This is a genomic window from Allobosea sp. NPDC055594 (assembly GCF_053618995.1).
Window position 1 is genome coordinate 22,705 of the sequence record NZ_JBSHIO010000001.1, and the last position, 25,344, is coordinate 48,048.

A 25,344-nucleotide genomic window follows, 5' to 3' on the forward strand; every position below is an offset into this window, starting at 1 on the left:
GACCTCTCCAGGAAAACGACGGGGAATGGCCGGGCATCACGCGGCCGGTATGGGGCGATATTGCGCATCCAGCCAGGCGTGCATCCGTGCGACCTCGCCGCGGACGAACGTCTCATCCCGGAAGGCGCTGGCGAGCGTCGCGACGCCCTGGCTCTGGACCAGGAGCTGCATGGCAAGCGTATCGGGGTCGGCCGTGCGGCCGAGCCTGGCGAATTCGCGGGCCAGCCAGTCACGGAACAGCGTGAAGACCTCGCCGGCCCGGGGGTGGGCGAAATGGTCGAGCTTCGCCATCTCGTTGCAGAGCGTGCCGACCGGGCAGCCATGGGCCATGATCTTCGCCCGGTTGGCGATCAGCATGTCGATGAAGCTGCGGATGCGGGCTGCCGGGTCGTCGTCGCCATCCGCCCATTGCGCCAGCATGCGGCCGGTATTGGCGAGACGCTGCTCGATCACGGCGTCGAGAATCTCGTCCTTGGTCTTGAAATGATAGTAGAAATTGCCGCGCGAGAGACCGATCGGCGCGGCGATGTCGGCGAATGAGGTATGGGCGAAGCCGCGCTCGTAGAACAGCCGGTCGGCCGTCTCGACGATGCGTTCGCGGGTCGTCCTCTCGGTCACAGCCTTCAACCGCGTATCGATCCGGTGCGTTTCCATGAGTGTAGGTCAATCGTCCTAATTCTGTCTAGGACAAATGTCCAACGCGACCGCGCAGGGCCATGGCGCGGTCCGGCCCGGCTTTGCGCACGGCGCATCTGGGCGCGGGCGCCGGTTGGCGTTTTTCGCGCGCCGCGCCATAACCCCGAGGAGAGATTTCGCCAGGGAGCGCGTCGTGCCGGTCATCGAGAGCAAGGTCGACCTGAATTCGGCCGAGACGCGCGCCAATGCCGAGGCCTGGGCCGCGCTGCGCGGCGAGCTGCAGGAGCGGCGCGCCACCGCAGCCCTCGGCGGCAATGCCCGCTCGCGCGAGCGCCACACCGCGCGCGGCAAGCTGCTGCCGCGGGAGCGCGTGCTGCGTCTGCTCGATCCGGGCTCGGCTTTCCTCGAGATCGGCTCGCTCGCCGCCTATGACATGTATGAGAAGGATGTGCATGGCGCCGGCATGATCGCCGGCATCGGCCGTGTCGCCGGCCGCGAAGCGATGGTGGTCTGCAATGACGCCACCATCAAGGGCGGCACCTATTATCCGATGACGGTGAAGAAGCATCTGCGGGCGCAGGAGATCGCCCGCGAGAACAATCTGCCCTGCATCTACCTCGTCGATTCCGGCGGCGCCAACCTGCCGCACCAGACCGAGGTCTTCCCGGACCGCGAGCATTTCGGCCGGATCTTCTACAATCAGGCGACATTGTCCGGGCTCGGCATCCCGCAGGTCGCGGTGGTGATGGGCTCCTGCACCGCCGGCGGCGCCTATGTCCCGGCGATGTCGGACGAGACGATCATCGTCAAGAACCAGGGCACGATCTTCCTCGGCGGCCCGCCGCTGGTGAAGGCGGCGACCGGCGAGGTCGTCTCGGCCGAGGATCTCGGCGGCGCCGACGTCCATGCCCGGCTTTCCGGTGTCGCCGACCATTATGCCGGCGACGACACCCATGCGCTGGCGATCGCCCGGCGCATCGCCGGCAATTTCAACAGCGTCAAGCGCCCGGACATCGACATCGCCGAGAGCGTCGAGCCGCTCTATGCGGCGGACGAGCTCGAAGCGGTCGTGCCGACCGACCTGAAGAAGCAGTACGATATCCGCGAGGTCATCGCCCGGCTGGTCGACGGTTCGGAGTTCGACGAGTTCAAGCGCCTCTACGGCACGACGCTGGTCACCGGCTTTGCCCGCATCCACGGCATCCCGGTCGGTATCATCGGCAATAACGGCATCCTGTTCTCGGAGAGCGCGCTGAAGGGCGCGCATTTTATCGAGCTGTGCTGCCAGCGGCGGATTCCGCTGCTCTTCCTGCAGAACATCACCGGCTTCATGGTCGGGCGCGATTTCGAGACGCGCGGCATCGCCAAGGACGGCGCCAAGCTCGTCACCGCCGTCGCCTCGGCACGGGTGCCGAAGATCACGGTGCTGGTCGGCGGCTCGTTCGGCGCCGGCAATTACGGCATGTGCGGGCGGGCCTATTCGCCGCGCTTCCTGTTCTCATGGCCGAACTCGAAGATCTCGGTGATGGGCGGCGAGCAGGCGGCGAGCGTGCTCGCGACGGTGCGCGGCGACAATCTCGAGGCGGCCGGCAAGCCCTGGACTGCCGAGCAGGCCGAGGCCTTCAAGGCACCGATCCGCGACCAGTTCGAGGCCGAGGGCTCGCCCTATTACGCGACGGCCCGGCTCTGGGACGACGGCATCATCCTGCCCTCGGAGACGCGCCGGGTGCTGGCGCTCGCCTTCTCGGCCTGTCTCAACGCCGAGATCCCGCAGACCCGCTTCGGCGTCTTCAGGATGTGAAAAAAGGCGCGACGGTTTCCCGCCGCGCCTTCGGTCCCGCGGAATCCGGGGCTTAGTTCTTGGCGAGTCCGAGTTCCTTCAGCACGGCGTTGCCGCGTTCGCCGAAGGTCTTCACATAGGCCTGGAGCTCGGCCGGCGTGTCCCAGACCGGGGTGATGCCGCGATCGGCCATGCCCTTGCGGACGTCCTCGCGCTTCATCGTACGCTCGGCCGCCTCGTAGAGGATCTTGCGCCGATCGGCCGGGACGCCCTTCGGTGCGGCGATGGCGAACCAGTTCTGATAGGTCCAGTCGAGACCGGCCTCCTTGGCGCTCGGCACGTCCGGGAAGTTCGGGTGCCGCTCCTCGGTCATCAGCAGGATGGTGCGCACGCGCCCGCCATCCAGCATCGCCTTGGCCTCGATCGGAGAGCCGGTGAAGGCGCTGATGCCGCCGGCCGCGAGGTCCTGCAGGGCAGGTGCGCCGCCATTGCTCGGCACCCAGCGGATCTGATCGGCCGGCAGGCCCGCCGCCTTCATCAGCCCGCCTGCGGCGACATGCCAGGAGCCGCCCATGCCGGTGCCCGAGGAGGTGAAGGTGCCCTTCGGGCTCTCCTTCACCGCCTTGATGAAGTCGGCGATCGTCTTGTAGGGCGAATCCATCTTCACCGTCACGCCAGCCGGAATCAGCGAGACGCGCGAGAACATGTCGATGCTCTCCGGCGTCAGGTCGCCGAGGCCTAGCGTCTTGAAGAAGGAGATTTCCGGGCTGGCGCCGCCGATGGTGTAGCCGTCTGCCGTCGCCGTCGCGATGGCGGTGTGGCCGGTGACGCCGCCGCCGCCGGTGCGGTTGATGACGGTGACCGGCTGCTTCAGCTCGGCCTCGAGCCCGTTGGCGAAGATCCGCATCACCGCATCCATGCCGCCGCCGGCTGCCCACGGCACGATCAACTGAACCGGGCGGTCCGGAAAGGCGAAAGCCGGGCCGGCGGCGAGCGCCAGCGTTGCCATGGCCAAAGCGGCCCTGCGGAAATTCTTCATGGTCGACCTCCCGTATGTGGCGATAATTCTTGTATGCAATTTCTAGAACGGTCGCGCCTTGTCGACAAGTCGGTATGCGGAATTTTGTATGCAGGATAAGGAGGCGATGCGATTGCGCGTCGCCCTGCAGTATTCTGGCTGGTTATCCGAGCGCGGCCGCGCCGGGATTGTCCTCAGGTACAATAGCGCGACGATCCGGATCGGGCGCCATCTTCAGATGTCTGCGGCCCCGCGAGCCGGGCCATGGGGATCGAGACTGCGGGCGGCTCTACGTGACGGGCGTGGCCCGTCGTGCCACCGGCGCACCCGGCCCATGGAGCGTGTTCTCGCCCGTCGATTTCGCCATCACGCGGTACCCGCGCTTGCTCCGGGAGGGGCTGCCGATGTGGATTCTGATGTACGTCTTTTCGTACTCCGTCAGCCCGGTCGCGACGAGCGACCGCGCCGAGTGGCGGCTTCAGCCGACGGTCGTCTTCCAGGAGTTCACCAGCGAGGATCGGTGCCGGTCGGCAAAGTCTAAGCTGGAGGAGAGCCTGAAACAGGCGGGCGTGAAGCTGAAAAGCGCGCTCGGCGACCTCCAGGCAGTCGGCAAGATCGGCCCGCAGGAGATCATCATAGCCTATGACGTCGACTGCCTTCCGAAGTAGCTTTCGGCCGCGGCCGTCCACCTCACCGCGGGGAGAAACGGGATGCTTCAGATCGATCTTCTCGGTGACGAAGGCATCGTGGTCCTGACGCCGCGCGGGGCGCTGGAAAGCGACGATTTCGAGCGCCTGTCGGGCGTGGTCGATCCCTACCTCGCCGCGAATGGCGCACTCAAGGGCCTCATGGTCGATGCTGCCTCGTTCCCTGGCTGGGACGGCATCGGGGCGCTGATCTCGCATGTTAAGTTCGTCATGGGCCACCACAGCAAGGTCGCGCGCGTGGCCGTGGTTTCGGACAGCGAGCTTCTCAAGCTCGCCCCCCATGCTGCGAAGCACTTCGTGGCGGCGGAGGTCCGCCAGTTTCCATCGGGAGACAAGGCGCGCGCTCTGGGATGGCTGAAGGGTGCTGTGCCCGTTCAGCCTTAGGCGGCGCCGTTGCCCGCAGCATGCGGCGCCCGCGATCTGCCTGGGCCTGTGAACCCGCCTGCAACCGCGCTCCCGGCCGCCGCCGGTTCTGTGAGCTACATCACGGAACGGCGTTCGAAACGGGGGCAGGTTTCGGCGGCAGGGGGCGCAACCACGCATTAGGGGAGGAGAGCCTATGTCTTCCCACAAGCTCACGACACTGGCGGCCGGACAGAAGAGCATCGCGACCGCGGCGATCGAGGCGCTGGCTTCGCAGCTGCGCGGCAGCATCCTGGACGAAAGAGATGCAGGCTATGACGAGGCGCGCGCGATCTGGAACGGCATGGTCGATCGCCGGCCCGGCCTGATCATCCGCTGTGCCGACGTCGGCGACGCCGTCAGCGCCGTCCGCTTCGCGCGCGACCACGAATTGCTGGTTTCGGTGCGGGGCGGCGGCCATGGCATCGCCGGAAACGCGGTCTGCGACGGCGGTCTGATGATCGACCTTTCGCAGATGAAGTCGATCCGCGTCGATGCCGCCGCGCGGCGCGCCTGGGTCGCACCCGGCGCGACGCTCGCCGATCTCGACCGGGAAACGCAGGCCTTCGGGCTGGTGGTGCCGACCGGTATCAATTCGACCACCGGCATTGCCGGGCTGACGCTCGGCGGCGGCTTCGGCTGGCTGACGCGGAAATTCGGCCTGACCTTGGACAATCTGGAGTCGGTCGAGGTGGTGACTGCCGATGGCGAGCTCCGGCGCGCCAGCGAGACGGAGAATCCCGAGCTGTTCTGGGCGCTGCGTGGCGGCGGCGGCAATTTCGGGGTGGTGACGGGCTTCGTGTTCCGGCTGCACAAGCTCGGAAACGAGGTGTTCTCCGGCCTCGTCGTGTATCCGATGAGCGCGGCGGAGGCGGTGCTGAAGGCCTATCGGCAGGCGCTCGAAGTCTCGCCAGACGAGCTGACCTGCTGGGCGGTGATGCGTCAGGCGCCGCCGCTGCCGTTCCTGCCGGCGGAGTGGCACGGCAAGGAGGTGCTGATCCTCGCCATGTGTTGGTGCGGCGACATGGCCGAGGGCGAGAAGGCGACAGCCCGGTTGCGTTCGATCGGAAAGCCGATCGTCGACGTGGTGAGCCCGCACCCGTTCACCGGCTGGCAGCAGGCCTTCGATCCGCTGCTCGCGCCCGGCGCCCGCAACTACTGGAAGAGCCACGACTTCGCCGAGCTCTCGGACGCGACGATCGGGCTCCTGACCGGCGCCATCGGCCGTCTGCCCGGCCCGGAATGCGAGGTCTTCATGGCGCATGTCGGCGGCGCGGCCGGGCGGGTGGCGAAGGACGCGACGGCGTTCCCGCAGCGCAGCTCGCATTTCGTGATGAACGTGCATGCGCGCTGGCGCGAGAAGAGCGACGACCAGAAGTGCATCGGCTGGGCGCGGGAACTCTTCGAAGCCGCAAGACCCTATTCGGTCGGCACGGCCTATATCAACTTCATGCCTGCCGACGAGGGCGACCGCGTTCGGCAGGCCTATGGTGCGAGCTACCAGCGCCTCGCCGAGCTGAAGCGCCGCTACGACCCGTCGAACCTGTTCCGCATGAACCAGAACGTGACGCCGGTTGCGGGGCGGCGGGCGGCGTGAGCCCCGCTGCCTGAAAGACTAGACAAAGAGACAGGCCGGTCCCGGCAAAAGGTGGCCGGCCTGGACAGCTGGCCTGTCAGGCCAGACTGAATGCCTCGTGGATTGCGCTCTGAACGCCGCCGCCCATCACCGGGCCGCCACCGGCGACATGGATGGCGTCGCCGACCAGGGCGGCACCGAGGCCGTGCCGCGGGGTCAGCATCGGGGCGTACTGCTCCCAGCCGTCGCTGGCGGGGTCATAGGCCTCCATCTGGCCGAAGACGCGGTTGGTGCCTTCGCCGCCCATCACGAAGACTTTTCCGCGATAGAGCACGGCGCCATGGCCGGAACGGGCGGTGGGCAGCGGGTTGCGCGGCGTCCATTTGTCGGTCGCCGGATCATAGGCGTGATGCAGGTTGGAATTGGTGTGGAAGCTATCGACCCGCCCGCCGATGACATGGATCAGCTTGCCGATGGCCAGCGTGCCGGTGTGGTCGCGTGCCGTCGGCATCGGCGTCCGCTCGCTCCAGGCGTCGGTCTTGGGATCGTAGACGCGGTGCCAGTTGACCGAGGTCTTGGCGTCGGTGGTGTCACCGATCGCGCCGCCGATCGCATATAGCAGGCCGTTCAGCCCGACGATGGCGGCCGAGCCGACCGGGCGGGGCAGGGGCGCGATCTCGGCCCATTTGTCGGTCTTGGGATCGTAGACGAAGCAGCGTGGATGCGGCTTGCGGTTCTGCTCGAGGAAGCCGCCGATGGCGTAGAGCCTGCCGTCGAGGAAGGCGACGCCGACATGGTTGGCGCCCTGCGGCAGCGGCGCGCCGTCGCTCCACTTGTCGGCCTTCGGATCGTAGACATGGTGATAGGGCCGGTCGGTGCGCTGCTCGCCATAGCCGCCGACGATGTGCATGCGCTCGTCATGCGCGGCCGCCCAGGCCATTTCCGAACGAGGCAACGGCAGCAATGCCTTAGGCTGCCAGCGGCCGGGACTGGCAGCCTTCGGCGCGGGGGAATCGAAGACGTTCTGGCTCTCCGCCAAGGCCGGCTTCGGGATGCGGCCGGGCTGGTTCAGCCGCTCGTAATGACCGCCATGATGCTCATGGCCGGGTTGCTGGGCCAGCGCCGGCGCGGCAAGGCTCGCGGCTCCTGCTGCGATGAAACCGCGACGGCTCAGGCTGGTCATGACGCTTCCTCCCTCGCTAGAAGAGTAAGGCAGACGTAGCGTCAGGCAAGTGAAAGGGCGGAGCCGGTCTGCTGGAAAAGCAGTTCCGCATACTGCATACGCTGCTATGGTCCTGCCGCCTGAAACGGTTGAAAACACGGGAAACGCGAGGATACGCATGTCTGGGCACAACAAGGTCGCCATCATCACCGGTGCCGGTTCCGGCGTCGGCCGGGCCGTCGCCATCGCCTTCCTGAAGGACGGCTACCGCACCGTGCTCGCCGGGCGCCGCGCCGACGCGCTGGAAGAGACGATCAAGCTGTCGGGCGTCGATGCCGCGCAGGCGCTAGCCGTGCCGACCGACGTGACCAATCAGGATTCGGTCAAGGCGCTGTTCGCCAGGACCAAGGAGAAATTCGGACGGCTCGACGTGCTGTTCAACAATGCCGGCGTCAATGCTCCGGGCGGCATCATGCTCGAGGACCTGTCGCTCGCCGACTGGCAGAAGGTGGTCGACACCAACCTGACCGGCCCGTTCCTGTGCACCCAGGAAGCCTTCAAGCTGATGAAGGACCAGCAGCCGCAAGGTGGCCGCATCATCAATAACGGCTCGATCTCGGCCCATGCGCCGCGGCCGAACTCGGTCGCCTACACCGCGACCAAGCACGCCATCACAGGCCTGACCAAGACCTCGTCGCTCGATGGGCGCAAATACGACATCGCGGTCGGACAGGTCGACATCGGCAATGCGCTGACCGAGATGGCGCAGCGCATGACCACCGGCGTGCCGCAGGCCGACGGCTCGATCAAGGTCGAGGCGGTGATGGATGTCGGCCACGTCGCCTCGACGGTGCTGCACATGGCGAGCCTGCCGCTCGAGGCCAACGTGCTCACCGTCACGGTGATGGCGACCAAGGCCCCCTTCGTCGGCCGCGGCTGAGGCTGCTTGACCGACCCGCTGTCGTCATGGTCGGCCTCGTGCCGACCATCCACGTCTTGCGACGGGCGGATTTTCCGCGACACTGGGCGAGGCGGCTCTGGAGCGCCTCGCATGTCGGCTTTCGATGGGCTTCGACGGCCTGAAGACGTGGATGCCGGGGACAAGCCCGGGCATGACGGGGAAGGCACTCGCAATCAGGGCGAGCCCGGTCATGCCGCCCCCGTGGCTCCCAGTGTGGAGCGGGCCTATCGGCTGACGATCTGGGCGATCGCGCTCGGCATCCTGATCTTCGCGGCCCTCGTCGTCGCCTGGGCGCTCGCCATCGGCAATAGTCAACTCCTCAAGGACGGCGTCGACTGGGTCTACGACGTCGCGCTCTACGGCATCGCGGCGCTGGTCTTCGGTCGCGACGGGCGGGCGGAGAAGCTCGCGGCGCTCGGGATCGGTGCGGTGATGGCGGTCGCCGGGCTGCACACGCTCTACGATCTCTGGGACAAGATCCTGCGGCCGCGGCCGATCGAGCTCTTCACGCTCGGCTTCTCGGCGGGAAGCGCGATCCTGATCGCCTATCTGATCGTGCTCGCGCTCTGGCGCTTCCGGCGCGAACCCAACCCTGTGATCAAGGCGACTTGGCTGTCCTCCCGCAACGACACGATCTCGACCACCGGCTTTGCGCTGGTCGGGCTTGCGGCAAGGCTCGCACCGGTGCGCTGGCCGGAATACCTGCTCGACCTCGTCGTCGCCGGCCTCTGCTTCCAGGCGAGCTGGGCGATCTGGCGCTCGGTCAGACAGCCGTCGGACCGAGACGAAGTCTCGCCCTGAAGCATGCTGATTTTGCACGGGAACACACCGTCATCCCGGGCTTGCCCCGGGATCCATCGAAGGACGCCGGAGCCCTATGATGGATCCCGGAGCTGCGCGGCTTACGCCGCTTGTCCGGGATGACAGTGTGGTTCCGAGAAAACCCTGCTGCCTTTGAAGCAACAAGGCCGTCGTCCCGGGCGACCGGAGGGAGGCCCGGGGCCCATATGCCTGAGCCTCCTAGGAAAGGCTCCGGAATGGACCCCGGGTCTGCGCTGCGCTCCGTCCGGGATGCCCCTGTCAGGGGGGTATGAGAAGAAATTTCTCCCCCAACCAAGGTCGTACGACTGGCTTCTTCCGCCTTGATAGCAAACAAAAAAATCCTGTCCGGCTTCTCTTGGGCGGGGTGTGGCGAAATCATGACGGCTCCGAATTTCAAGCCGATCCAGCCCGCGAAAACCGGCCGGTCGGCAGCAAGGAGCCGAGAATGTCCGTGATATCCCTTCTTCGCCGCGGCGCCCTGGCGCTGGCTGCGGGCCTCCTGGCCAGCACCGCCGCCTTCGCCCAGTCGGGGCCGCTGGTCACCACCGAATGGCTCGAAAAGAACCTAAGCGATCCCAAGGTGCGCATCGTCGAGGTCAGCGTCGAGCCGGGCGTCTATGAGCGCGGCCATATCCCGGGCGCCCAGAACGTCGTCTGGCACACCGATCTCGTCGAGACCGTCTCGCGCGACATTGCGAGCCCGGAGAAATTCCAGGCGCTCGCCCGCAAGCTCGGCGTCGACAAGGACACCACCGTCGTCCTCTACGGCGACAGCAACAACTGGTTCGCCGCCTGGGGCGCCTGGGTGTTCGACATCTACGGCCTGCGCGACAATGTGAAACTGCTCGATGGCGGCCGCAAGAAGTGGGAGCTGGAGAAGCGCCCGGTCGCGACCAACCCCGTTGCCGTCAAGGCCTCGGCCTTCACCGTCGCCGAGCCGAACCGCAAGCTGCGCGCCCGCCTGACCGATGTCGTCGCGACCGTCGAGAAGAAGTCGGACGCCCGCATCCTCGACATCCGCTCGCCCGACGAGTTCTCCGGCAAGATCATCGCGCCGGCCGGCTTCCAGGAGCTGGCGCTGCGCGCCGGCCATATCCCTGGCTCGGTCAACGTCGCCTGGGCCCGCGCGGTCAACCAGGCCGACGGCACGATCAAGCCGGTCGAGGAGCTGAAGAAGCTCTATGCCGAGGCCGGCATCGACGGCTCGAAGCCGGTGATCACCACCTGCCGCATCGGCGAGCGCTCGAGCCACACCTGGTTCATCCTCTCGCGCGTGCTCGGCTATCAGGTCGCCAATTATGACGGCTCGTGGACCGAATACGGCAATGTGGTCGGCCTGCCGATCAGCAACCCGGCCGGCACGGTCTGGACCGGCAAGTAAGCGGCGGCGCTCCAGAGCCATGAGCATTTCCGACGATGGCGGCGCGCTCGACTATGAGCAGGCGCGCCGGCAGAGCGGGGCGGCGGAGGCGAGCACGCTTCCGCCGCTGCGCCTTTTCCTTGCGGCCGCCGTCCTGATCGGCCTCGCTGCGGCAGTCCAGCTCGTCGGCCGCCATGCCGAGCCGGCGGCGCAGCTCCAGCTCTCGTTGATCCTCGGCGTCGCCTTCGGCTTCGTGCTGCAGCGCTCGCGTTTCTGCTTCTTCTGCACCTGGAAGGACTGGCTCGACAGGCGCGATCCGCAGGGGCTGCTCGGCATCGTCACCGCACTCGCGGTCGGCCTCGTCGGCTACACGCTGATCTATGGCGCCTGGCTGCCCGACCCGTCGGGGACGCGCCTGCCGCCGACGGCCCATATCGGGCCGGTCGGCCCGGCGCTGCTGCTGGCGGGGCTCGCCTTCGGCGCCGGCATGGCGATCTCCGGCTCCTGCATCAGCGCTCATCTCTACCGGCTCGGGGAGGGCTCGCCGACCTCGCCCTTCGCGCTTATCGGTGCGGTCGGCGGCTTCATCCTCGGTTTCCTCAGCTGGAACCCGCTCTATCTCGGCACGATCTCGGAATCGCCGGTGCTCTGGCTGCCGCGCCAGCTCGGCTATGGCGGGGCGTTGCTCGCCGGGCTCTTCGTGCTCGGGGGGCTTGCCTATTGGCTGCTGCGCACCGGCCGGCGCGCCGCAGCCCCGGACGCGCCAGCTGCCGCTGCCGATCCGCTGGCCGCGATCTTCCTGCGGCGCTGGCCGTCCTGGCTCGGCGGGCTCTTCGTCGGGCTGATCGGCATCGCCGCCTATTTGCGCCTCTCGCCGCTCGGCGTCACCGCCGAGATCGGCTCGCGCTCGCGCCAGCTCGCGGCGCATTTCGAGCTGCTGCCGTCGCGCCTCGAAGGGCTCGACAGTTTTCGCGGCTGCGCCACTGCGATCCGCGACGCGCTGCTGACCCCGAACGGCCTGTTCATCGCCGGCATCGTCGCCTCGGCTTTCGCGGCGGCGCTCGCCGCCGGCGAGTTCAAGCCGAAGCGTCCGGGTGGAGGCCATGTGCTGCGCGGGCTGATCGGCGGGGCGCTGCTCGGCTGGGGCACGGTGATTGGGCTCGGCTGCACGGTCGGCACGCTGCTCTCCGGCATTTCGGCGGGGGCGGTCTCGGGCTGGGTCTTCGGCATCGGGCTACTCGTCGGCACGACGCTGACGCTGAAGCTCGGGCGGCGGCTGGGGCTGCTGGCCTGAGGCTCGGCGTCATTCCGGGGCGCGCCGAAGGCGCGAGCCCGGAACCCATGAACACCACCTTCCAGAATGGGGCACGTCGAGGCCGGCGGTCTGCCTGGCTGCGCCGTGTCCATGGGTTCCGGGCTCTTCGCTGTGCGAAGCCCTGGAATGACGAAGAGGTGCAAGCGCCCATCCGCACCCTGCGCAACATGGCGCAGACAAGGGCCGCGGCTGGGCTATAACGGGGCATCGGTTCGAGGATGTCCCATGTCGATTGCCGCAAAACTGCCCTCCATCCTGATCGCCAATCGCGGCGAGATCGCCTGCCGGGTGATCCGCACCGCCAGGCGGCTCGGCCTGCGCACCATCGCCGTCTATTCGGACGCCGATGCCGAGGCGCTGTTCGTCGAAATGGCCGACGAGGCCTACCGGATCGGCCCGGCGCCGGCCCGCGAGAGCTATCTCGATGCCGACAAGATCCTCGCGGTGGCGAAGCAGGCCGGCGCGGCCTGCATCCATCCGGGCTATGGCTTCCTCTCCGAGAATGCCGACTTCGCCGATGCCTGCGCCGCCGCCGGCATCGTCTTCATCGGCCCGCCGGCCTCGGCGATCCGGGCGATGGGTTTGAAGGACGCCGCCAAGGCGCTGGTCGAGAAGGCCAATGTCCCGGTCGTGCCGGGCTATCACGGTGCCGAGCAGGGCGTCGATTTTCTCAGCAAGGAGGCCGAGCGCATCGGCTATCCCGTGCTGATCAAGGCGGTCGCCGGCGGCGGCGGCAAGGGCATGAAGAAGGTCGACCGGGCTGAGGACTTCGCCGATGCGCTCGCCAGCGCCCAGCGCGAGGGCAAGAACGCCTTCGGCGATGCGCGCGTGCTGGTCGAGAAATACGTGCTCTCGCCGCGCCATGTCGAAATCCAGGTCTTCGGCGACAGCCATGGCAATGTCGTCCACCTCTATGAGCGCGATTGCTCGCTGCAGCGCCGCCACCAGAAAGTCATCGAGGAAGCCCCGGCGCCGGGGATGACGCCTGAGGTGCGCGCCGCCATGGGCAAGGCGGCGACCGAGGCGGCGCGCGCGGTCGGCTATGTCGGGGCCGGCACGGTCGAGTTCATCGCCGATGGCCGCGAGGGGCTGAAGGCTGACCGCTTCTATTTCATGGAGATGAACACCCGTCTCCAGGTCGAGCATCCCGTCACCGAAGCGATCACCGGGCTCGATCTCGTCGAGCTCCAGCTCAAGGTCGCGGCCGGCGAGCCGCTCGGCTTCGCGCAGGAGGATGTCCGCGCCGAAGGGCACGCCGTCGAGGCGCGGCTCTATGCCGAGGACCCGGAGAAGGGCTTCCTGCCCTCGACCGGCAAGCTCTGGGCGCTGCAATTCCCGCAGAGTGAGGACATCCGCATCGACACCGGCGTCGAGGCCGGCGATTCCGTGACGCCGCATTACGATCCGATGATCGCCAAGGTGATCGCCCATGGCCGCACCCGCGACGAGGCGCTCGACCATCTCGCCTTCGCGCTCGGCGAGACCATCGTCGCCGGCCCGCGCACCAATCTCGCCTTCCTGAAGAAGCTGGCCGAGGCCGAGGGCTTCCGGAAGGGGCCGTTCGACACCGGCTTCATCGACCGCAACATCGCGGCGCTCGGGGCCGAGCCGCAGCCGCTCGACGCGGCCGCGGTCGCGGCTGCCGCCTTGCAGCTCGAGGAGGAGCGCCAGCTCGCCGGGCTCGAGGCCGCCGCCGTCCGGGCGGAAGGGGAGGCGCGCTCGCCCTGGCTCGACGCCGACGCCTTCTCGCTGATGCCGCGCCCGGCGCTCGGCCTGCCGCTGCTGGTCGATGGCGAGCGCATTGAGGCGAAGATCGAATGGAGCGGCGACGATGCCCGCGTCTCGCTGCCGGGCCATCCTTTGGCCGAGGGCGAGCATGAGGTGACGTTGGCGCGGGCCGAGGGCGGCACCTATCTCGCGCTGCACCGCGGCCGGCAGACGGCGGTTTCGCTGTTCGACCCGTTCAGCGTCGATCTCGATGCGGTCGGCGGCTCGGGCGGCGTCATCAAGGCGCCGATGCACGGCAAGCTGATCGCGCTCTTCGTTCGGGCGGGCGAGGCGGTCGTGAAGGGCCAGCGCCTCGCCATCGTCGAGGCGATGAAGATGGAACACGTGCTGACCGCCCCGCGCGACGGCACGGTCACCGAACTCGGCGCCGAGCCGGGCGCGCAGGTGGCCGAGGGTGCGAAGGTCGTCGTGCTCGGAGAGTGAAGGGATCGCGATCACCAGGCGATCCCCCATCCGACGAAGAAGGCGCGGGGAACCCTCTCCTGTAAGGAGAGGGCAGGGTGAGGTGTTGGCGGCAAGACCAGTTGCGTGAGCCTTCTCCGCGCGGTCGGGTTCAGGCCAACGTTTCCGCTCCGAACACCTCACCCCTACCCCTCTCCTTCCAGGAGAGGGGATCCCGCGCCAATATGCTCGGCGCGGCGCGCGGAACGAGGGTGCTAACCCGCATCCAGCGCCACGACCGCCCTTGCTGCCACGGCAAAATTGATCTCCGCCAGCGGGTCCTCATCGCCGAGGAACCAGGCGGCCGAGAGTCCGCACCAGGCCAGGATCCATTTCAGCAGGCGTTCGCGCTCCAGCCCGGATTTCGCCAGCACGATCTCCAGCCGGCGCTCGAAGCGGCCGGGCAGGGTGGCGACCGGCGGCTCGGGATCGGCGAGATCGGGGTCGCAGAACAGGATCGTGTATTCGAAGGCGCGGTCGCCGATGACGCATTTCGGGTCGATGGCGAGCCAGCCGCGCGCGCCGAAATCGAGCACATTGTCATGGTGCAGGTCGGCATGCAGCGGCAGGATCTCGCGCTGCGCCGCGAGCAGCTCCCGGGCTGCCGCAGCCGAGCGGGCGAGGATGCCGCCACGCTCCCGCGCCATAGGGAAGAGGTCGGCGAACCAGGTTTCGAGCGGGATCAGGCCTGACGGCGCCGGACCGCGCGGCTTCTGCAGGGTGGCGATGGCGTCGCAGAGGATCGCGGTCGCCGCGTCGTCGCCCTCCGCACCGCTGCGGGCCATGGCGGCGAGCGAGCGCGGGCCGGTGGCGCGCTCGATCAGCATGGCATCGCCTGTGTCGGAGCGGGCGAGCAGGCGGGTGGCGCCGTCGCCATTCCAGTATTCCAGCGGCAGGTAGCCAAGGCGCTCGTCGGGCGCGTCCGGCAGCTTCAGCATGGCCGGCTCGTCGCCGCGCCGGACCGGCAGCAGGCGGCTGGAATGGGTGGTGATCGGCGCGCCATCGGGAACGAGCCCCCAGCGCGCCAGCCAGGGGGCGTATTCTGCGGACTGCGCGGTCACCTCTCAGCTCATCTGCGAGCGGTTGCGGCCGATCAGCGGGTACTGCTCGGCTTCGTAGATCTGGCCGGAGACCGGCGCGCTGTCATCCGAGAGCCAGAAGGCGGTATGGGCGGCGATTTCCTCGGGCTGCATCAACCGTCCGGTCGGCGCGAACAGGGCGGAGACGTCCTTCTCCCAGCCGGGTTTGCGGCCATGGCGCTGCTGCGTCGCGTCCTCGTTGGCGGTGAAGGTCCAGCCGACATTGAGCTGGTTGACGCGGATCCGCTCGCTGCCGAGCGCGTCGGCGAGATTGCGCGTCATGGTCGTCAGCGCGCCCTTGGACATCGAATAGACCGTGAGGTCGGACTGGCCGCAGAGCGCGTTGATCGAGCCGACGGTGACGATGGCGCCGCCCGATTTCTGCAGGCGGAAGGCGCGGATCGCGGCCTCGGCGCAGAGCAGGGGCGCGCGGGTGTTGATGGCGAAGACATGGTCGAAGAAGGCTGCGGTGCTCTCGCCGATGACGCCGCGCGGATAGATGCCGGCATTGTTCACGAGCCCGTCGATGCGGCCGAAGGCCTTGCAGGTCGCGTCGACCAGCGCTTGGGCCGTCGCGGGCTCGGCTAGGTCGCCGGCGACACCGTGGCAGGCGGGGCCGAGCTTGCCGCAGGCGGCCTTGACCTCGCTTTCCTCGCGGCCATGAACCAGCACTTTCGCCCCTTCGGCCAGGAGCCGCCGCGCCATGGCGTAGCCGATGCCGGTCGAGGAACCGGTGACGAGAATGGCCTTGCCTTGCAGTCCGCGCATGTCGTGCCTCCGTTCGGGTCGCTGGCCTTGTAACCTGCGGCAGCGGCGCCGTCATGGCCGTGCTGTCGATGCCAGGAGCCGAGCAGACGGCGCCGGCGCTCGCCAGCGGCAGCGCCTGTCCCGCTCATTCCGACCGCCGCCCGGCAAAGCTGCGGGTGAATATGTCGCGCCCGCCGGGGGCGGCCGGCTTGTGGGAAAAGGCCTGCCGCCTCTGGCCCGGCCGCGCCGGCGGGACTAGGTTGCCGGCCATGCCGCTTCATCTGCTCAAGCTCTGCGTCGGTGCCGAGTCCATCAGCGATCTCGAGGAATGGATCGCCGAGCGGCAGGCGCAGCGCCGCGCCCACGGCGAGCCGGAAGAACAGCTCCACACCACCCGGATGGTGCCGAAGCGGATCGAGGAGATCGTCTCGGGCGGCTCGCTCTACTGGGTGATCAAGGGCCAGCTCTGCGCCCGCCAGCGGCTGATCGATATCCGCCCCTTCACCGACGCCGAGGGGATCGGGCGTTGCCATCTGGTGATGGAGCCGCTGGTCGTTCCGGTCGAACCCCGGCCATACCGGCCTTTCCAGGGCTGGCGCTATCTGCAGGACAAGGACGCGCCGCGCGACATCGACGGCCGCAGCGGCGATCTCGGTGCCATGCCCGAGCAGATGCGGCGCGAGCTGGCGGAACTCGGGCTGCTGTAGCGCGGGCCCCGCAGCCGCGCGATACCGGGCATGCCGGCCGCGGCAGAGTACGGTATTTGACTCTCGCTGCGCGACTCAGGCGTTCTCGGGCCGGAGGCCGCCGAGGGCGGTACTCCGCGACGACAGCCTGGGGGAAACAACGATGATGCCGATCCGCTTTGCCGCTGCGGTCCTGGCCGCATGTGTCGCCATGCCGTTTCAGGGCCTGGCGGCGATGCCGCTCTCTTCCGCCGCTCCGCTTGTCTCGGCTGCGGCACCCGATCTCGTCGTCAAGACCAGCGGCGCGGTCGTCCGGAGCGGCGCTGCCGTCGGCCCGCGGGGCGGCGCTGTGGCGGGGCGCAGCTATGCTGCCCGCGGGCCGCAGGGCAATGTCGCCGTGGGCAGGAGCACCACGGTGGTACGTCCGGGCCGCCGGCCGCCCGCCGCTGCGGGCGCGGTTTGGGTTCGCCCGACGAGCTACTGGTGGCATCCGGGCATGGCCGTCGTCTCCGGAGCGGCGATCGGCTTCGTCGCGGCCACGGCGGCCACGGCCTATGCGACCTCGCCGGCGCCGGCGCCGGGCTATTGCTGGTACTATACCAACCCCGAGCGCACCCAGGGCTTCTGGGACGTCTGTCCGCGCTGAGCGCTTCGCGCGGCGCCTCCCCGGCGAGGCGCCTGCCGGTCCCGGCCCGGTCTCACACCCCGATATTGTCGATCAGCCGCGTGCCGCCCAGCCTCGCCGCCACGAGGATCCGGATCGGGCCATCGGCGAGCGAGGTCACGGGGGCGAGCGTCTGCGCGTGACGCGCCTCGAGGTAATCGAGCTCGAAGCCGGCAGTGATGATCTCGCTCTGGGCCTCGCCGACGGCGCGGAACAGGTCGTCGCGGTTGCGCAGCCGTGCCGCCAGCGCCTGCATGACGCGGTGGAGCAGCGGCGCCAGCGCCCGCTCCTCGGAGGAGAGGTAGCGGTTGCGCGAGGACATGGCGAGGCCGTCGGGCTCGCGGAAGGTGGCGAGCGGCACGATCTCGATGCCGAGATCGAGATCGGCGGCCATGCGGGTCACCACCTTGAGCTGCTGGTAGTCCTTCTCGCCGAAGACCGCGAAATCGGCCCGGCTCTGGGTGAAGAGCTTGCAGCAAACCGTTGCGACGCCTTCGAAATGGGTCGGCCGGAAGCGGTCGTCGAGGCCGACGGCTGCCGGTCCGAGCAAGAGGACGCGGCTGGCGAAGCCAGGCGGATACATCTCCTCGACCGGCGGGAAGAAGATCGCGTCGGCGCCGACCTCGGCGAGTTGCGCCCGGTCGCTCTCGAAGGTTCGCGGATACTTCTTGAAGTCCTCGTGCGGGGCGAACTGCGTCGGGTTGACGAAGATCGAAACGATGACGTGTTTCGCGTGCTTCTGCGCCTCGGCCACCAGCGCGATATGGCCCTGATGCAGCGCGCCCATGGTCGGCACGAGCGCGACCTTCTCGCCAGCGGCGTGCCATCCGGCTACCGCGGCGCGCATCGCCTTGACCGACTCGAAAACCGCGACCTGTGACATGCCATCCTCCCGCCGGACCGTTTCGTGACCGGTCTGACCCACGAAGCGGTCATCCCGGGCGTAGCGAAGCGAAGACCCGGGATCCATGCCGGAACCCTTCTCGGAAAAGTTCGGGCATGGATCCCGGATCGGCGCGGCTGAAGCCGTTTGTCCGGGGTGACCAGGCCCAATTCAGTCCAGACGCACAACGCTAGCGGCAGGACGGGTAGCAAATGCCGGCGGCGCGGCCAATATCTTCGGAAGAGGCGAATCCCGGCGAGCGACTTGGCGAGGGACATGGCGAACGAAGACGGCAAGGCAGTAGGCAAGGCGAGGGAGACGCGACCGAGCGAGGGCGCGGCGCGCTCGAAGCCCGGCGAGATCGACCGCTTCCTCGGGGCGGCGAAGCAGCTCGCTCCGCTCGCGACCGGTCAGGCCGGCCGGCTGGTCTTCGCGCTCGACGCCACGATGAGCCGCCAGCCGAGCTGGGATCTCGCCTGCTCGCTGCAGGGCAGGATGTTCGAGGTCGCCGACAGGACCGGCGGTCTCGCTGTCCAGCTGGTCTATTTCCGCGGCCTTGCCGAATGCCGGGCCTCGGGCTGGATCGGCGAGCCGCGGCGCCTGACCGGTCTGATGAACGGCATCGCCTGCCAGGGCGGGCAGACCCAGATCGGCCGCGTGCTGGCCCATATCCGCGACGAGGAAAGGCGGGTTCCGATCCGCGCCTTCGTCTATGTCGGCGATGCGATGGAGGAGGAGGTCGACAGGCTCTGCGCGCTCGCCGGCGAGCTCGGCCTGCGCGGGGTACGCGGCTTTGTCTTCCAAGAAGGCTTCGACCCGGCGGCGAGCGCGGCCTTCGCCGAAATCGCGCGGCTGACCGGCGGGGCGCATGCGCGCTTCGACGTCAACGCCCCGAACTCACTGCTCGAATTGCTGCGCGGTGCCGCGGCCTATGCCAGCGGCGGCCGCGAGGCGCTGCTGCGGCTGGCGGGCGCGAGCCCGGCCGCCCAAGGTTTGCTGACGGCGATGGAGGGCCGCAAATCGTGACGCTGCTCTACGGCATCGCAGCCGTCATCCTGGTCTGGTATTTTTCAAAGCTCTTCGCGGGTGCCGACCCGAAGAAACTGGTCAGGCTCGGCAAGGTCGTCGGCGGCACGGCGGCGCTTGCCGTGGCCGGGCTGATGATGCTGCGCGGGCGCCTCGACATGGCGATCTTCATGGGCGGCCTTGGCGCCTGGCTGTTCGGCTGGAGCGCCTATGGGCCGGGCGGGCTCAAAATGCCGGATTGGGCCAAGGACTGGGGCGGAACGAAATCCGCAGGCCGCTCCAAGGTCGCTTCGGTCCTGCTCGCCATGGAACTCGACCATGACAGCGGCGGCGTCACCGGAAAGGTGCAGGCCGGCGGTTTCGCCGGCCGCGATCTGGACGAACTCAATCTCGGCGAGCTCGGCGTGCTGATGCGCGAATGCCTCGCGACGGACCCGGACGGGGCCCGGCTGCTAGAGGCTTATCTCGACCGCCGGGCGCCCGGCTGGCGTGAAGACGCTGATCGACACCGAGACCCGGGGCAGGGCCGCGCGCCTGGCGCGGGCGCGATGACGGATCAGGAGGCCTACGAGATCCTGGGGCTTCAGCCGGGCGCGGGGGAGGAGGCGGTTCGCGAGGCCCATAGGGCTTTGATGAAACGCATCCATCCTGACGCCGGGGGTACCAGCGGCCTTGCCGCCCGCGTCAATCAGGCCAAGGATACCTTGCTGAAGAAACATGGCTGAGTTCCTTCCCTGGTCCGGTTAGCCGCGGGTCGCGAAGCAGGCGAAGCCGCCGCGCTTGAGCTGGGCGCAGGCCTTCTCGGCGTCCTTGGACTCCTCGAAGCCGGCGAAGCGAGCGCGATAGAGGGTGGTGCCGCGCGACTCGACCTTCTGGGTGAAGGGCGATGCGTCGGCGAGCGGGCCGGCAGCCTTGGCGCGGGCCCGGGCAAGGATGTCCCTGGCCTTCGATTCATCGTCGGTGGCGCCGAGCTGGATCACCCATTTCGAGGCCGGCGCGGCCTTTTCCACGGGGCGCGCGGCGGGCTTGGGCTCGCTCGCCTCGATCTTGCGCGGCTCGGGCTGGGCCAACGCGACCTGGGCGGCGGGCGCCGGCTCGGCGACCTTGGCGATCGAGGAGGTGGTGTCGACATTCGCCGGCGGGCGCAGGACCTTGCCATCGGCGGCGGGGGCGCCGATCGACCAGCGCATCGCGGACGGGGTCGTCGTGGCGCTGACCGGGCGCATGCCGGAGAGCTGCAGCGGCTGGCCGGCGCTGGCCGAGATCGCGCGCGGCGGCGCGATCGGGGTGGTGGTCGGCGTCGCCGCATAGGCGCGGGCGGCGGCGGGCAATTCGGGCTCGATGCGCGGGCGCGGCACCGGCATCGGGGCCGGCTCGGGCGCCTGGGCGACGACAGCCTGCGCGGCGGCGGCCTGGGCGATAGCCGCCGGCCGGGCCGGCGGTTCCGGCGCGACGGCGGGCGCCGCGATGCGGGCGCGTTCCGGTTGCGGCTCGGGCGCTTCGGCGACCATCGGGGCGCTGCGGCCGCCGCTGGTGGCGCGGGGCAGGGCGGCGACCACGAGATCGGCCATCACCTTGTCGCGGGCGGCGCCGGAGCGGCCGCCGAGCACCACGGAGACGACATGGCGGCCATCGGCCTTGGCCGAGGTCATCAGGTTGAAGCCCGAGGCCCGGGTGTAGCCGGTCTTGATGCCGTCCACACCCTCGATGCGGCCGAGCAGCTTGTTGTGGTTGCGGTAGGCGCCGCCGGCATAGTTGAAGACGCGCGTTCCGAACATCGGATAGTAGCGCGGGAAGCGCTCCTGGATGGCGCGGGCGAGGATGGTCAGATCGCGCGCCGTCGTGATGTTCGGCGGATCATGCGGCAGGCCGTGGGCGTTGTAGAAGGTCGTGCGGCTCATGCCGAGCGAGCGGGCGCGGGCGGTCATCATCCGCGCGAACTCGTCCTCGGAGCCGCCGACATTCTCGGCGACGGTGGTCGCGACGTCGTTGGCGGATTTCGTGATCAGGGCGAGGATCGCGTCCCGGACGGCGATCGTCTCGCCCGGCTCGAAGCCGATCTTCGACGGCGCCTCGCGGGCGGCGTTGGCCGAGACCCTGAGCGGGGAGTCCATGCTCAGCCGGCCGCGCTCGAGCTGCTCGAACAGCAGATAGAGCGTCATCACCTTGGTGATCGAGGCGGGGATGCGCGCCGCATCCTCGTTGACCGCGTGCAGGGTGCGGCCGCTCTTGGCGTCGACCACCATCGCGGCATAGGGCGGGGCGTAGCCGCCGCTGACCTGGCGCCGCTTCTTGCGGGCCGCCTCAGCGGGGGAAGCCGTCGCGACCAGGGTCACGGCAGCGACACTCACCAGACCGATGAACGCGAACCAGCGTCCGCGCCCGGTACCAACGCAACCAGAAGCCATGAAACCCGCCTCAACTCGACACTACAGCCCCCGCAGCGCCTGAAACTCGACGTGGCGGGAAGGACACACTCAGAGAGGTTAGAGCGATGCGGTTACGGAGGTGTTAAGCCTGCCGGCCGGTCCTCGGTATGGCTGCGAACCATTCCCTCGACGGGCTGGGCAGCTTTGCATTTGATGCATTGCAATGCGTTCTTGACTTTTATGTTGCGCTGCACAATATGAAGGCGGTCCCCGGTGATGAGCGTTTCATCCGACCTTGGGGCGAGGAACCTGGGCCGCAAGGCTCGCCAGCAAGAGGCGGCGTCCCCGAGGCGCTGTGGGAAAAACATGATCCAGCAGTTCGAGACCATCCAGAAGGCCTCCAAAGAGAACGTCGACGCCGCTCTGAAGTCGTTCGGCGCCACCTCGAAGGGCGTCCAGACGCTCGCCGTCGAGGCTACCGACTATGCCAAGAAGTCGTTCGAGGCCGGCACGGCCGCGATCGAGAAGCTCGCCGGCGTCAAGACGCTGGACAAGGCCATCGAGATCCAGAGCGACTACGTCAAGACCGCTTTCGAGGGCTATGTCGCCCAGGTCACCAAGATGGGCGAGCTCTTCTCGGCCATCGCCAAGGACGCCTACAAGCCGTTCGAAGGCATCGTCGCCAAGTCGGTTCCGACCCCGGCCAAGTGATCTGCACGGCATGAGCCGAAGGCCGGCATCGCGCCGGCCGCAGCGACGCGATCTACGAAAGCCCGGCCAAAGGCCGGGCTTTTTGCATGGCCGATACAGGTTGTGGGCGTTCGTGCGGAACGGGCTGGCGAAGCCGGCGCGACGCCTGTAAATTCTCGGGCGAAGCACTATCTTGGGGTCTAGCGCCGAAAGAGAACTCTTGAGCCAAGCAGCCATCATGCCGATCGAAACGGACCTTCCTGCCGGCGCCCGCCCGGTGGAGCGCCTCGGCCGGATCGAGCCCCGGCTGGCGAGCAAGCCGCGCCCGCCGGCGATCCCGGTGGATGGTGGCCGGGACGGCAGCGGCACCGGCGCCGCGGTCCTGACCCGGACGCGCACCCGCAAGCCCAATCTCTACCGCGTCCTCATCCTCAACGACGATTACACGCCGATGGAATTCGTCGTGCATGTGCTGGAACGCTTCTTCAACAAGGACCGGGCCGAGGCGACGCGGATCATGATGCATGTCCACCAGAACGGCGTCGGCGAATGCGGCGTCTTCACCTACGAGGTCGCCGAGACCAAGGTGACGCTGGTGATGGATCTCGCCCGCAAGCACATGCATCCGCTGCAATGCGTGATGGAGAAGAAGTGATCTTGAACGCCACCATTTCCCGAGAACTGGATCAGGAGCGCTGACCGTGCCGAGCTTCTCGCGCAGCCTCGAACAGGCGCTACACCGGGCCCTCGCGCTCGCCAATGAACGCCATCACGAATACGCCACGCTGGAGCACCTGTTGCTGGCCCTGGTCGACGACCAGGACGCCGCCGCGGTGATGCGGGCGTGCAGCGTCGATCTCGACACGCTGCGCCGCAATCTCGTCGACTATATCGACGCGGAGCTGACCAATCTCGTCACCGACGGGCGCGACGATTCCAAGCCGACGGCGGGCTTCCAGCGCGTGATCCAGCGCGCGGTGATCCATGTCCAGTCCTCGGGCCGCGAGGAGGTGACCGGCGCCAATGTGCTCGTCGCCATGTTCGCCGAGCGCGAGAGCCACGCCGCCTATTTCCTGCAGGAGCAGGACATGACCCGCTACGACGCGGTCAACTATATCAGCCACGGCATCGCCAAGCGCCCCGGCGCCGGCGAGACGCGCGCCGTGCGCGGCGCCGACGAGGAGCCGGAGCAGCAGCGCGAGCAGCGCTCCGATTCCGGCAATGACGGCGACAAGGACAAGAAGAAGAAGGAAAGCGCGCTCGAAGCCTATTGCGTCAATCTCAACCGCAAGGCGCGCGACGGGCGCATCGATCCGCTGATCGGCCGTGAGGCCGAGGTGCAGCGCACCATCCAGATCCTCTGCCGCCGGCAGAAGAACAATCCGCTGCTGGTCGGCGAGCCCGGCGTCGGCAAGACCGCGATCGCCGAGGGGCTGGCGCTGAAGATCATCCGCGGCGAGGTACCCGAGGTGCTCGAGGACGCGACGGTGTTCTCGCTCGACATGGGTACGCTGCTCGCCGGCACGCGCTATCGCGGCGATTTCGAGGAACGCCTCAAGCAGGTGATGAAGGAGATCGAGCAGCACCCGAAGGCGATCATGTTCATCGACGAGATCCATACGGTGATCGGCGCCGGTGCGACCTCGGGCGGTGCGATGGACGCCTCGAACCTGCTGAAGCCGGCGCTGGCCTCGGGCTCGCTGCGCTGCATCGGCTCGACCACCTACAAGGAATACCGCCAGTATTTCGAGAAGGACCGGGCGCTGGTCCGGCGCTTCCAGAAGATCGACGTCAACGAGCCGTCGATCCCGGATACGATCGAGATCCTGAAGGGGCTGAAGCCCTATTTCGAGGAGTTCCACAAGCTGCGCTACACCAACGACGCCATCAAGGCGGCGGTGGAGCTCTCGGCGCGCTACATCCACGACCGCAAGCTGCCGGACAAGGCGATCGACGTGATCGACGAGACCGGCGCCTCGCAGATGCTGGTGACCGAGGCCAAGCGCAAGAAGACGATCGGCGTCAAGGAGATCGAGGCGGCGATCGCGACGATGGCGCGCATCCCGGCCAAGACCGTCTCCAAGGACGATGCCGAGGTGCTGCGCAATCTCGAGACCACGCTGAAGCGCACCGTCTACGGCCAGGAGAAGGCGATCGAGGCTTTGTCCTCCTCGATCAAGCTCGCTCGCGCCGGGCTTCGCGACGGCGAGAAGCCGATCGGCTGCTATCTCTTCGCGGGACCGACCGGTGTTGGCAAGACCGAGGTCGCGCGTCAGCTCGCCTCGTCGCTGGGCGTGGAGCTCGTGCGCTTCGACATGTCGGAGTACATGGAGCGTCACACCGTCTCGCGGCTGATCGGCGCTCCTCCCGGCTATGTCGGCTTCGATCAGGGCGGGCTGCTGACCGACCAGATCGACCAGCACCCGCATTGCGTGCTACTGCTCGACGAGATCGAGAAGGCCCATCCCGACCTGTTCAACATCCTCCTGCAGGTGATGGACCACGGCAAGCTGACCGACAATAACGGCAAACAGGTCGATTTCAGGAACGTCATCCTGATCATGACCACCAATGCCGGGGCCGCCGATATGGCCAAAAACGCCTATGGCTTCACCCGCACCAAGCGCGAGGGTGACGACCAGGAGGCGATCAACAAGCTGTTCGCGCCGGAATTCCGCAACCGGCTCGACGCGACGATCTCCTTCGGCCATCTGCCGAAAACGGTGGTGGCGCGGGTCGTCGACAAGTTCGTGCTGCAGCTCGAGGCCCAGCTCGCCGACCGCAACGTCACGATCGAGCTCTCGGACGAGGCGCGCGACTGGCTGGTCGAGAACGGCTATGACGAGGCGATGGGCGCGCGCCCGATGGCGCGGCTGATCCAGCAGACGATCAAGACGCCGCTCGCCGACGAGGTGCTGTTCGGCAGGCTGAAGAATGGCGGCGCGGTCAAGGTCGTGGTCGTCCAGTCCGAGACCGGCATCAAGGTGCTCGGCCTCGAATTCCCCGACGGGCCGGCCAAGCCCAAGCCGGAGAAGGATGTCGCTGCCGCGGCCGAGAAAAGGACGCCGCGCAAGCCCCGCGCCAAGGGGGGCGCCAAGGCCAAGGCCGGCCCGACCGGCAGCCTGAAGCGCGGCCCCAAGCCGGATGCGCCGGTCTCGCCGCCGAAGGCGACGGGCAGCGTCCGCACCGTCCCGAAAGTCCCGTTGACGAAGGCCTGAGACCGTGTGGTTCC

The 25,344-nt window shown here is 68.1% G+C and carries 23 protein-coding genes; 16 read left to right on the top strand and 7 right to left on the bottom strand.

Annotation, left to right across the window (positions count from 1 at the left end; translation table 11 throughout):
* Window positions 1-36: 36 nt before the first annotated feature.
* On the bottom strand, window positions 37-618 hold the full coding sequence (locus tag ACWGRX_RS00135) for a TetR/AcrR family transcriptional regulator (RefSeq protein WP_452116498.1): 582 nt from the start codon (window positions 616-618) through the stop codon (window positions 37-39).
* A gap of 211 nt (window positions 619-829) precedes the next feature.
* On the opposite strand from ACWGRX_RS00135, the gene ACWGRX_RS00140 reads away from it, so the two are divergent.
* The gene (locus tag ACWGRX_RS00140; protein WP_452115926.1) at window positions 830-2,437 is read left to right on the top strand and encodes a carboxyl transferase domain-containing protein; all 1,608 of its coding nucleotides are present in this window, start codon (window positions 830-832) and stop codon (window positions 2,435-2,437) included.
* Between the two features lie 52 nt (window positions 2,438-2,489).
* Here ACWGRX_RS00140 and ACWGRX_RS00145 read toward each other — a convergent pair whose 3' ends face one another.
* Complete coding sequence (locus tag ACWGRX_RS00145) at window positions 2,490-3,455, bottom strand: tripartite tricarboxylate transporter substrate binding protein (RefSeq protein WP_291648832.1); 966 nt, start codon at window positions 3,453-3,455, stop codon at window positions 2,490-2,492.
* Between the two features lie 272 nt (window positions 3,456-3,727).
* On the opposite strand from ACWGRX_RS00145, the gene ACWGRX_RS00150 reads away from it, so the two are divergent.
* The 3 genes from ACWGRX_RS00150 (at window position 3,728) to ACWGRX_RS00160 (ending at window position 6,140) form a co-directional block, all read left to right on the top strand.
* Window positions 3,728-4,102, top strand: a complete 375-nt coding sequence (locus ACWGRX_RS00150; RefSeq protein WP_452115927.1) for a hypothetical protein — start codon at window positions 3,728-3,730, stop codon at window positions 4,100-4,102.
* Window positions 4,103-4,144: 42 nt separating this feature from the next.
* Entirely contained in the window at window positions 4,145-4,525 is a 381-nt protein-coding gene (locus ACWGRX_RS00155; RefSeq protein WP_452115928.1) for a SpoIIAA family protein, read from the top strand.
* A gap of 175 nt (window positions 4,526-4,700) precedes the next feature.
* Window positions 4,701-6,140, top strand: a complete 1,440-nt coding sequence (locus ACWGRX_RS00160) for an FAD-binding oxidoreductase (protein WP_452115929.1) — start codon at window positions 4,701-4,703, stop codon at window positions 6,138-6,140.
* A gap of 76 nt (window positions 6,141-6,216) precedes the next feature.
* Here ACWGRX_RS00160 and ACWGRX_RS00165 read toward each other — a convergent pair whose 3' ends face one another.
* Complete coding sequence (locus ACWGRX_RS00165; protein ID WP_452115930.1) at window positions 6,217-7,302, bottom strand: Kelch repeat-containing protein; 1,086 nt, start codon at window positions 7,300-7,302, stop codon at window positions 6,217-6,219.
* 157 nt (window positions 7,303-7,459) lie between these two features.
* Here ACWGRX_RS00165 and ACWGRX_RS00170 point away from each other — a divergent pair, with 157 nt between their 5' ends.
* The 5 genes from ACWGRX_RS00170 (at window position 7,460) to ACWGRX_RS00190 (ending at window position 13,950) form a co-directional block, all read left to right on the top strand.
* The gene (locus tag ACWGRX_RS00170) at window positions 7,460-8,221 is read left to right on the top strand and encodes an SDR family oxidoreductase (protein ID WP_452115931.1); all 762 of its coding nucleotides are present in this window, start codon (window positions 7,460-7,462) and stop codon (window positions 8,219-8,221) included.
* A 111-nt stretch (window positions 8,222-8,332) separates the two neighbouring features.
* Window positions 8,333-9,043, top strand: coding sequence for a cation efflux transmembrane domain-containing protein (locus ACWGRX_RS00175; protein ID WP_452115932.1), 711 nt, complete (start codon window positions 8,333-8,335; stop codon window positions 9,041-9,043).
* 466 nt (window positions 9,044-9,509) lie between these two features.
* Window positions 9,510-10,445 carry a sulfurtransferase gene (locus ACWGRX_RS00180; RefSeq protein WP_291648839.1) on the top strand — a complete coding sequence of 312 codons (936 nt, stop codon included), beginning with the start codon at window positions 9,510-9,512 and terminating at the stop codon, window positions 10,443-10,445.
* A gap of 19 nt (window positions 10,446-10,464) precedes the next feature.
* A complete protein-coding gene (locus ACWGRX_RS00185; RefSeq protein ID WP_452115933.1) occupies window positions 10,465-11,718 on the top strand; it encodes a YeeE/YedE family protein in 1,254 nt (417 codons plus the stop codon).
* A gap of 246 nt (window positions 11,719-11,964) precedes the next feature.
* Window positions 11,965-13,950, top strand: a complete 1,986-nt coding sequence (locus tag ACWGRX_RS00190) for an acetyl/propionyl/methylcrotonyl-CoA carboxylase subunit alpha (RefSeq protein WP_452115934.1) — start codon at window positions 11,965-11,967, stop codon at window positions 13,948-13,950.
* 233 nt (window positions 13,951-14,183) lie between these two features.
* On the opposite strand, the gene ACWGRX_RS00195 is transcribed toward ACWGRX_RS00190, so the two are convergent.
* Together ACWGRX_RS00195 and ACWGRX_RS00200 are read right to left on the bottom strand one after the other, a co-directional pair.
* Window positions 14,184-15,029 (bottom strand): aminoglycoside phosphotransferase family protein, encoded by an 846-nt coding sequence (locus tag ACWGRX_RS00195; RefSeq protein WP_452115935.1) that lies wholly within the window; start codon window positions 15,027-15,029, stop codon window positions 14,184-14,186.
* 3 nt (window positions 15,030-15,032) lie between these two features.
* A complete protein-coding gene (locus tag ACWGRX_RS00200) occupies window positions 15,033-15,815 on the bottom strand; it encodes an SDR family NAD(P)-dependent oxidoreductase (RefSeq protein WP_452115936.1) in 783 nt (260 codons plus the stop codon).
* Window positions 15,816-16,063: 248 nt separating this feature from the next.
* On the opposite strand from ACWGRX_RS00200, the gene ACWGRX_RS00205 reads away from it, so the two are divergent.
* Window positions 16,064-16,501: a DUF1489 family protein gene (locus ACWGRX_RS00205; RefSeq protein WP_452115937.1), complete on the top strand. Its 438-nt coding sequence runs from the start codon at window positions 16,064-16,066 to the stop codon at window positions 16,499-16,501.
* A 145-nt stretch (window positions 16,502-16,646) separates the two neighbouring features.
* Window positions 16,647-17,126 (top strand): hypothetical protein, encoded by a 480-nt coding sequence (locus ACWGRX_RS00210; RefSeq protein ID WP_452115938.1) that lies wholly within the window; start codon window positions 16,647-16,649, stop codon window positions 17,124-17,126.
* A gap of 52 nt (window positions 17,127-17,178) precedes the next feature.
* Here ACWGRX_RS00210 and panC read toward each other — a convergent pair whose 3' ends face one another.
* Window positions 17,179-18,027, bottom strand: a complete 849-nt coding sequence (gene panC, locus ACWGRX_RS00215) for a pantoate--beta-alanine ligase (RefSeq protein WP_452115939.1) — start codon at window positions 18,025-18,027, stop codon at window positions 17,179-17,181.
* A 276-nt stretch (window positions 18,028-18,303) separates the two neighbouring features.
* Between panC and ACWGRX_RS00220 the strand changes: the two genes are divergently transcribed.
* Both ACWGRX_RS00220 and ACWGRX_RS00225 read left to right on the top strand, forming a co-directional pair.
* Window positions 18,304-19,053 (top strand): VWA domain-containing protein, encoded by a 750-nt coding sequence (locus ACWGRX_RS00220; protein WP_291648852.1) that lies wholly within the window; start codon window positions 18,304-18,306, stop codon window positions 19,051-19,053.
* Window positions 19,050-19,778 carry a J domain-containing protein gene (locus tag ACWGRX_RS00225; RefSeq protein ID WP_452115940.1) on the top strand — a complete coding sequence of 243 codons (729 nt, stop codon included), beginning with the start codon at window positions 19,050-19,052 and terminating at the stop codon, window positions 19,776-19,778. Before ACWGRX_RS00220 ends, ACWGRX_RS00225 begins: the two co-directional genes overlap by 4 nt.
* Window positions 19,779-19,796: 18 nt before the next feature.
* On the opposite strand, the gene ACWGRX_RS00230 is transcribed toward ACWGRX_RS00225, so the two are convergent.
* Entirely contained in the window at window positions 19,797-21,461 is a 1,665-nt protein-coding gene (locus tag ACWGRX_RS00230) for an SPOR domain-containing protein (RefSeq protein WP_452115941.1), read from the bottom strand.
* 327 nt (window positions 21,462-21,788) lie between these two features.
* Here ACWGRX_RS00230 and ACWGRX_RS00235 point away from each other — a divergent pair, with 327 nt between their 5' ends.
* From ACWGRX_RS00235 to clpA, 3 genes are all read left to right on the top strand, one after another.
* Entirely contained in the window at window positions 21,789-22,133 is a 345-nt protein-coding gene (locus ACWGRX_RS00235) for a phasin family protein (RefSeq protein ID WP_291639296.1), read from the top strand.
* 217 nt (window positions 22,134-22,350) lie between these two features.
* A complete protein-coding gene (gene clpS / locus ACWGRX_RS00240; RefSeq protein WP_291639370.1) occupies window positions 22,351-22,767 on the top strand; it encodes an ATP-dependent Clp protease adapter ClpS in 417 nt (138 codons plus the stop codon).
* 46 nt (window positions 22,768-22,813) lie between these two features.
* Window positions 22,814-25,330, top strand: coding sequence for an ATP-dependent Clp protease ATP-binding subunit ClpA (gene clpA, locus ACWGRX_RS00245; RefSeq protein ID WP_452115942.1), 2,517 nt, complete (start codon window positions 22,814-22,816; stop codon window positions 25,328-25,330).
* Window positions 25,331-25,344 lie beyond the last annotated feature (14 nt).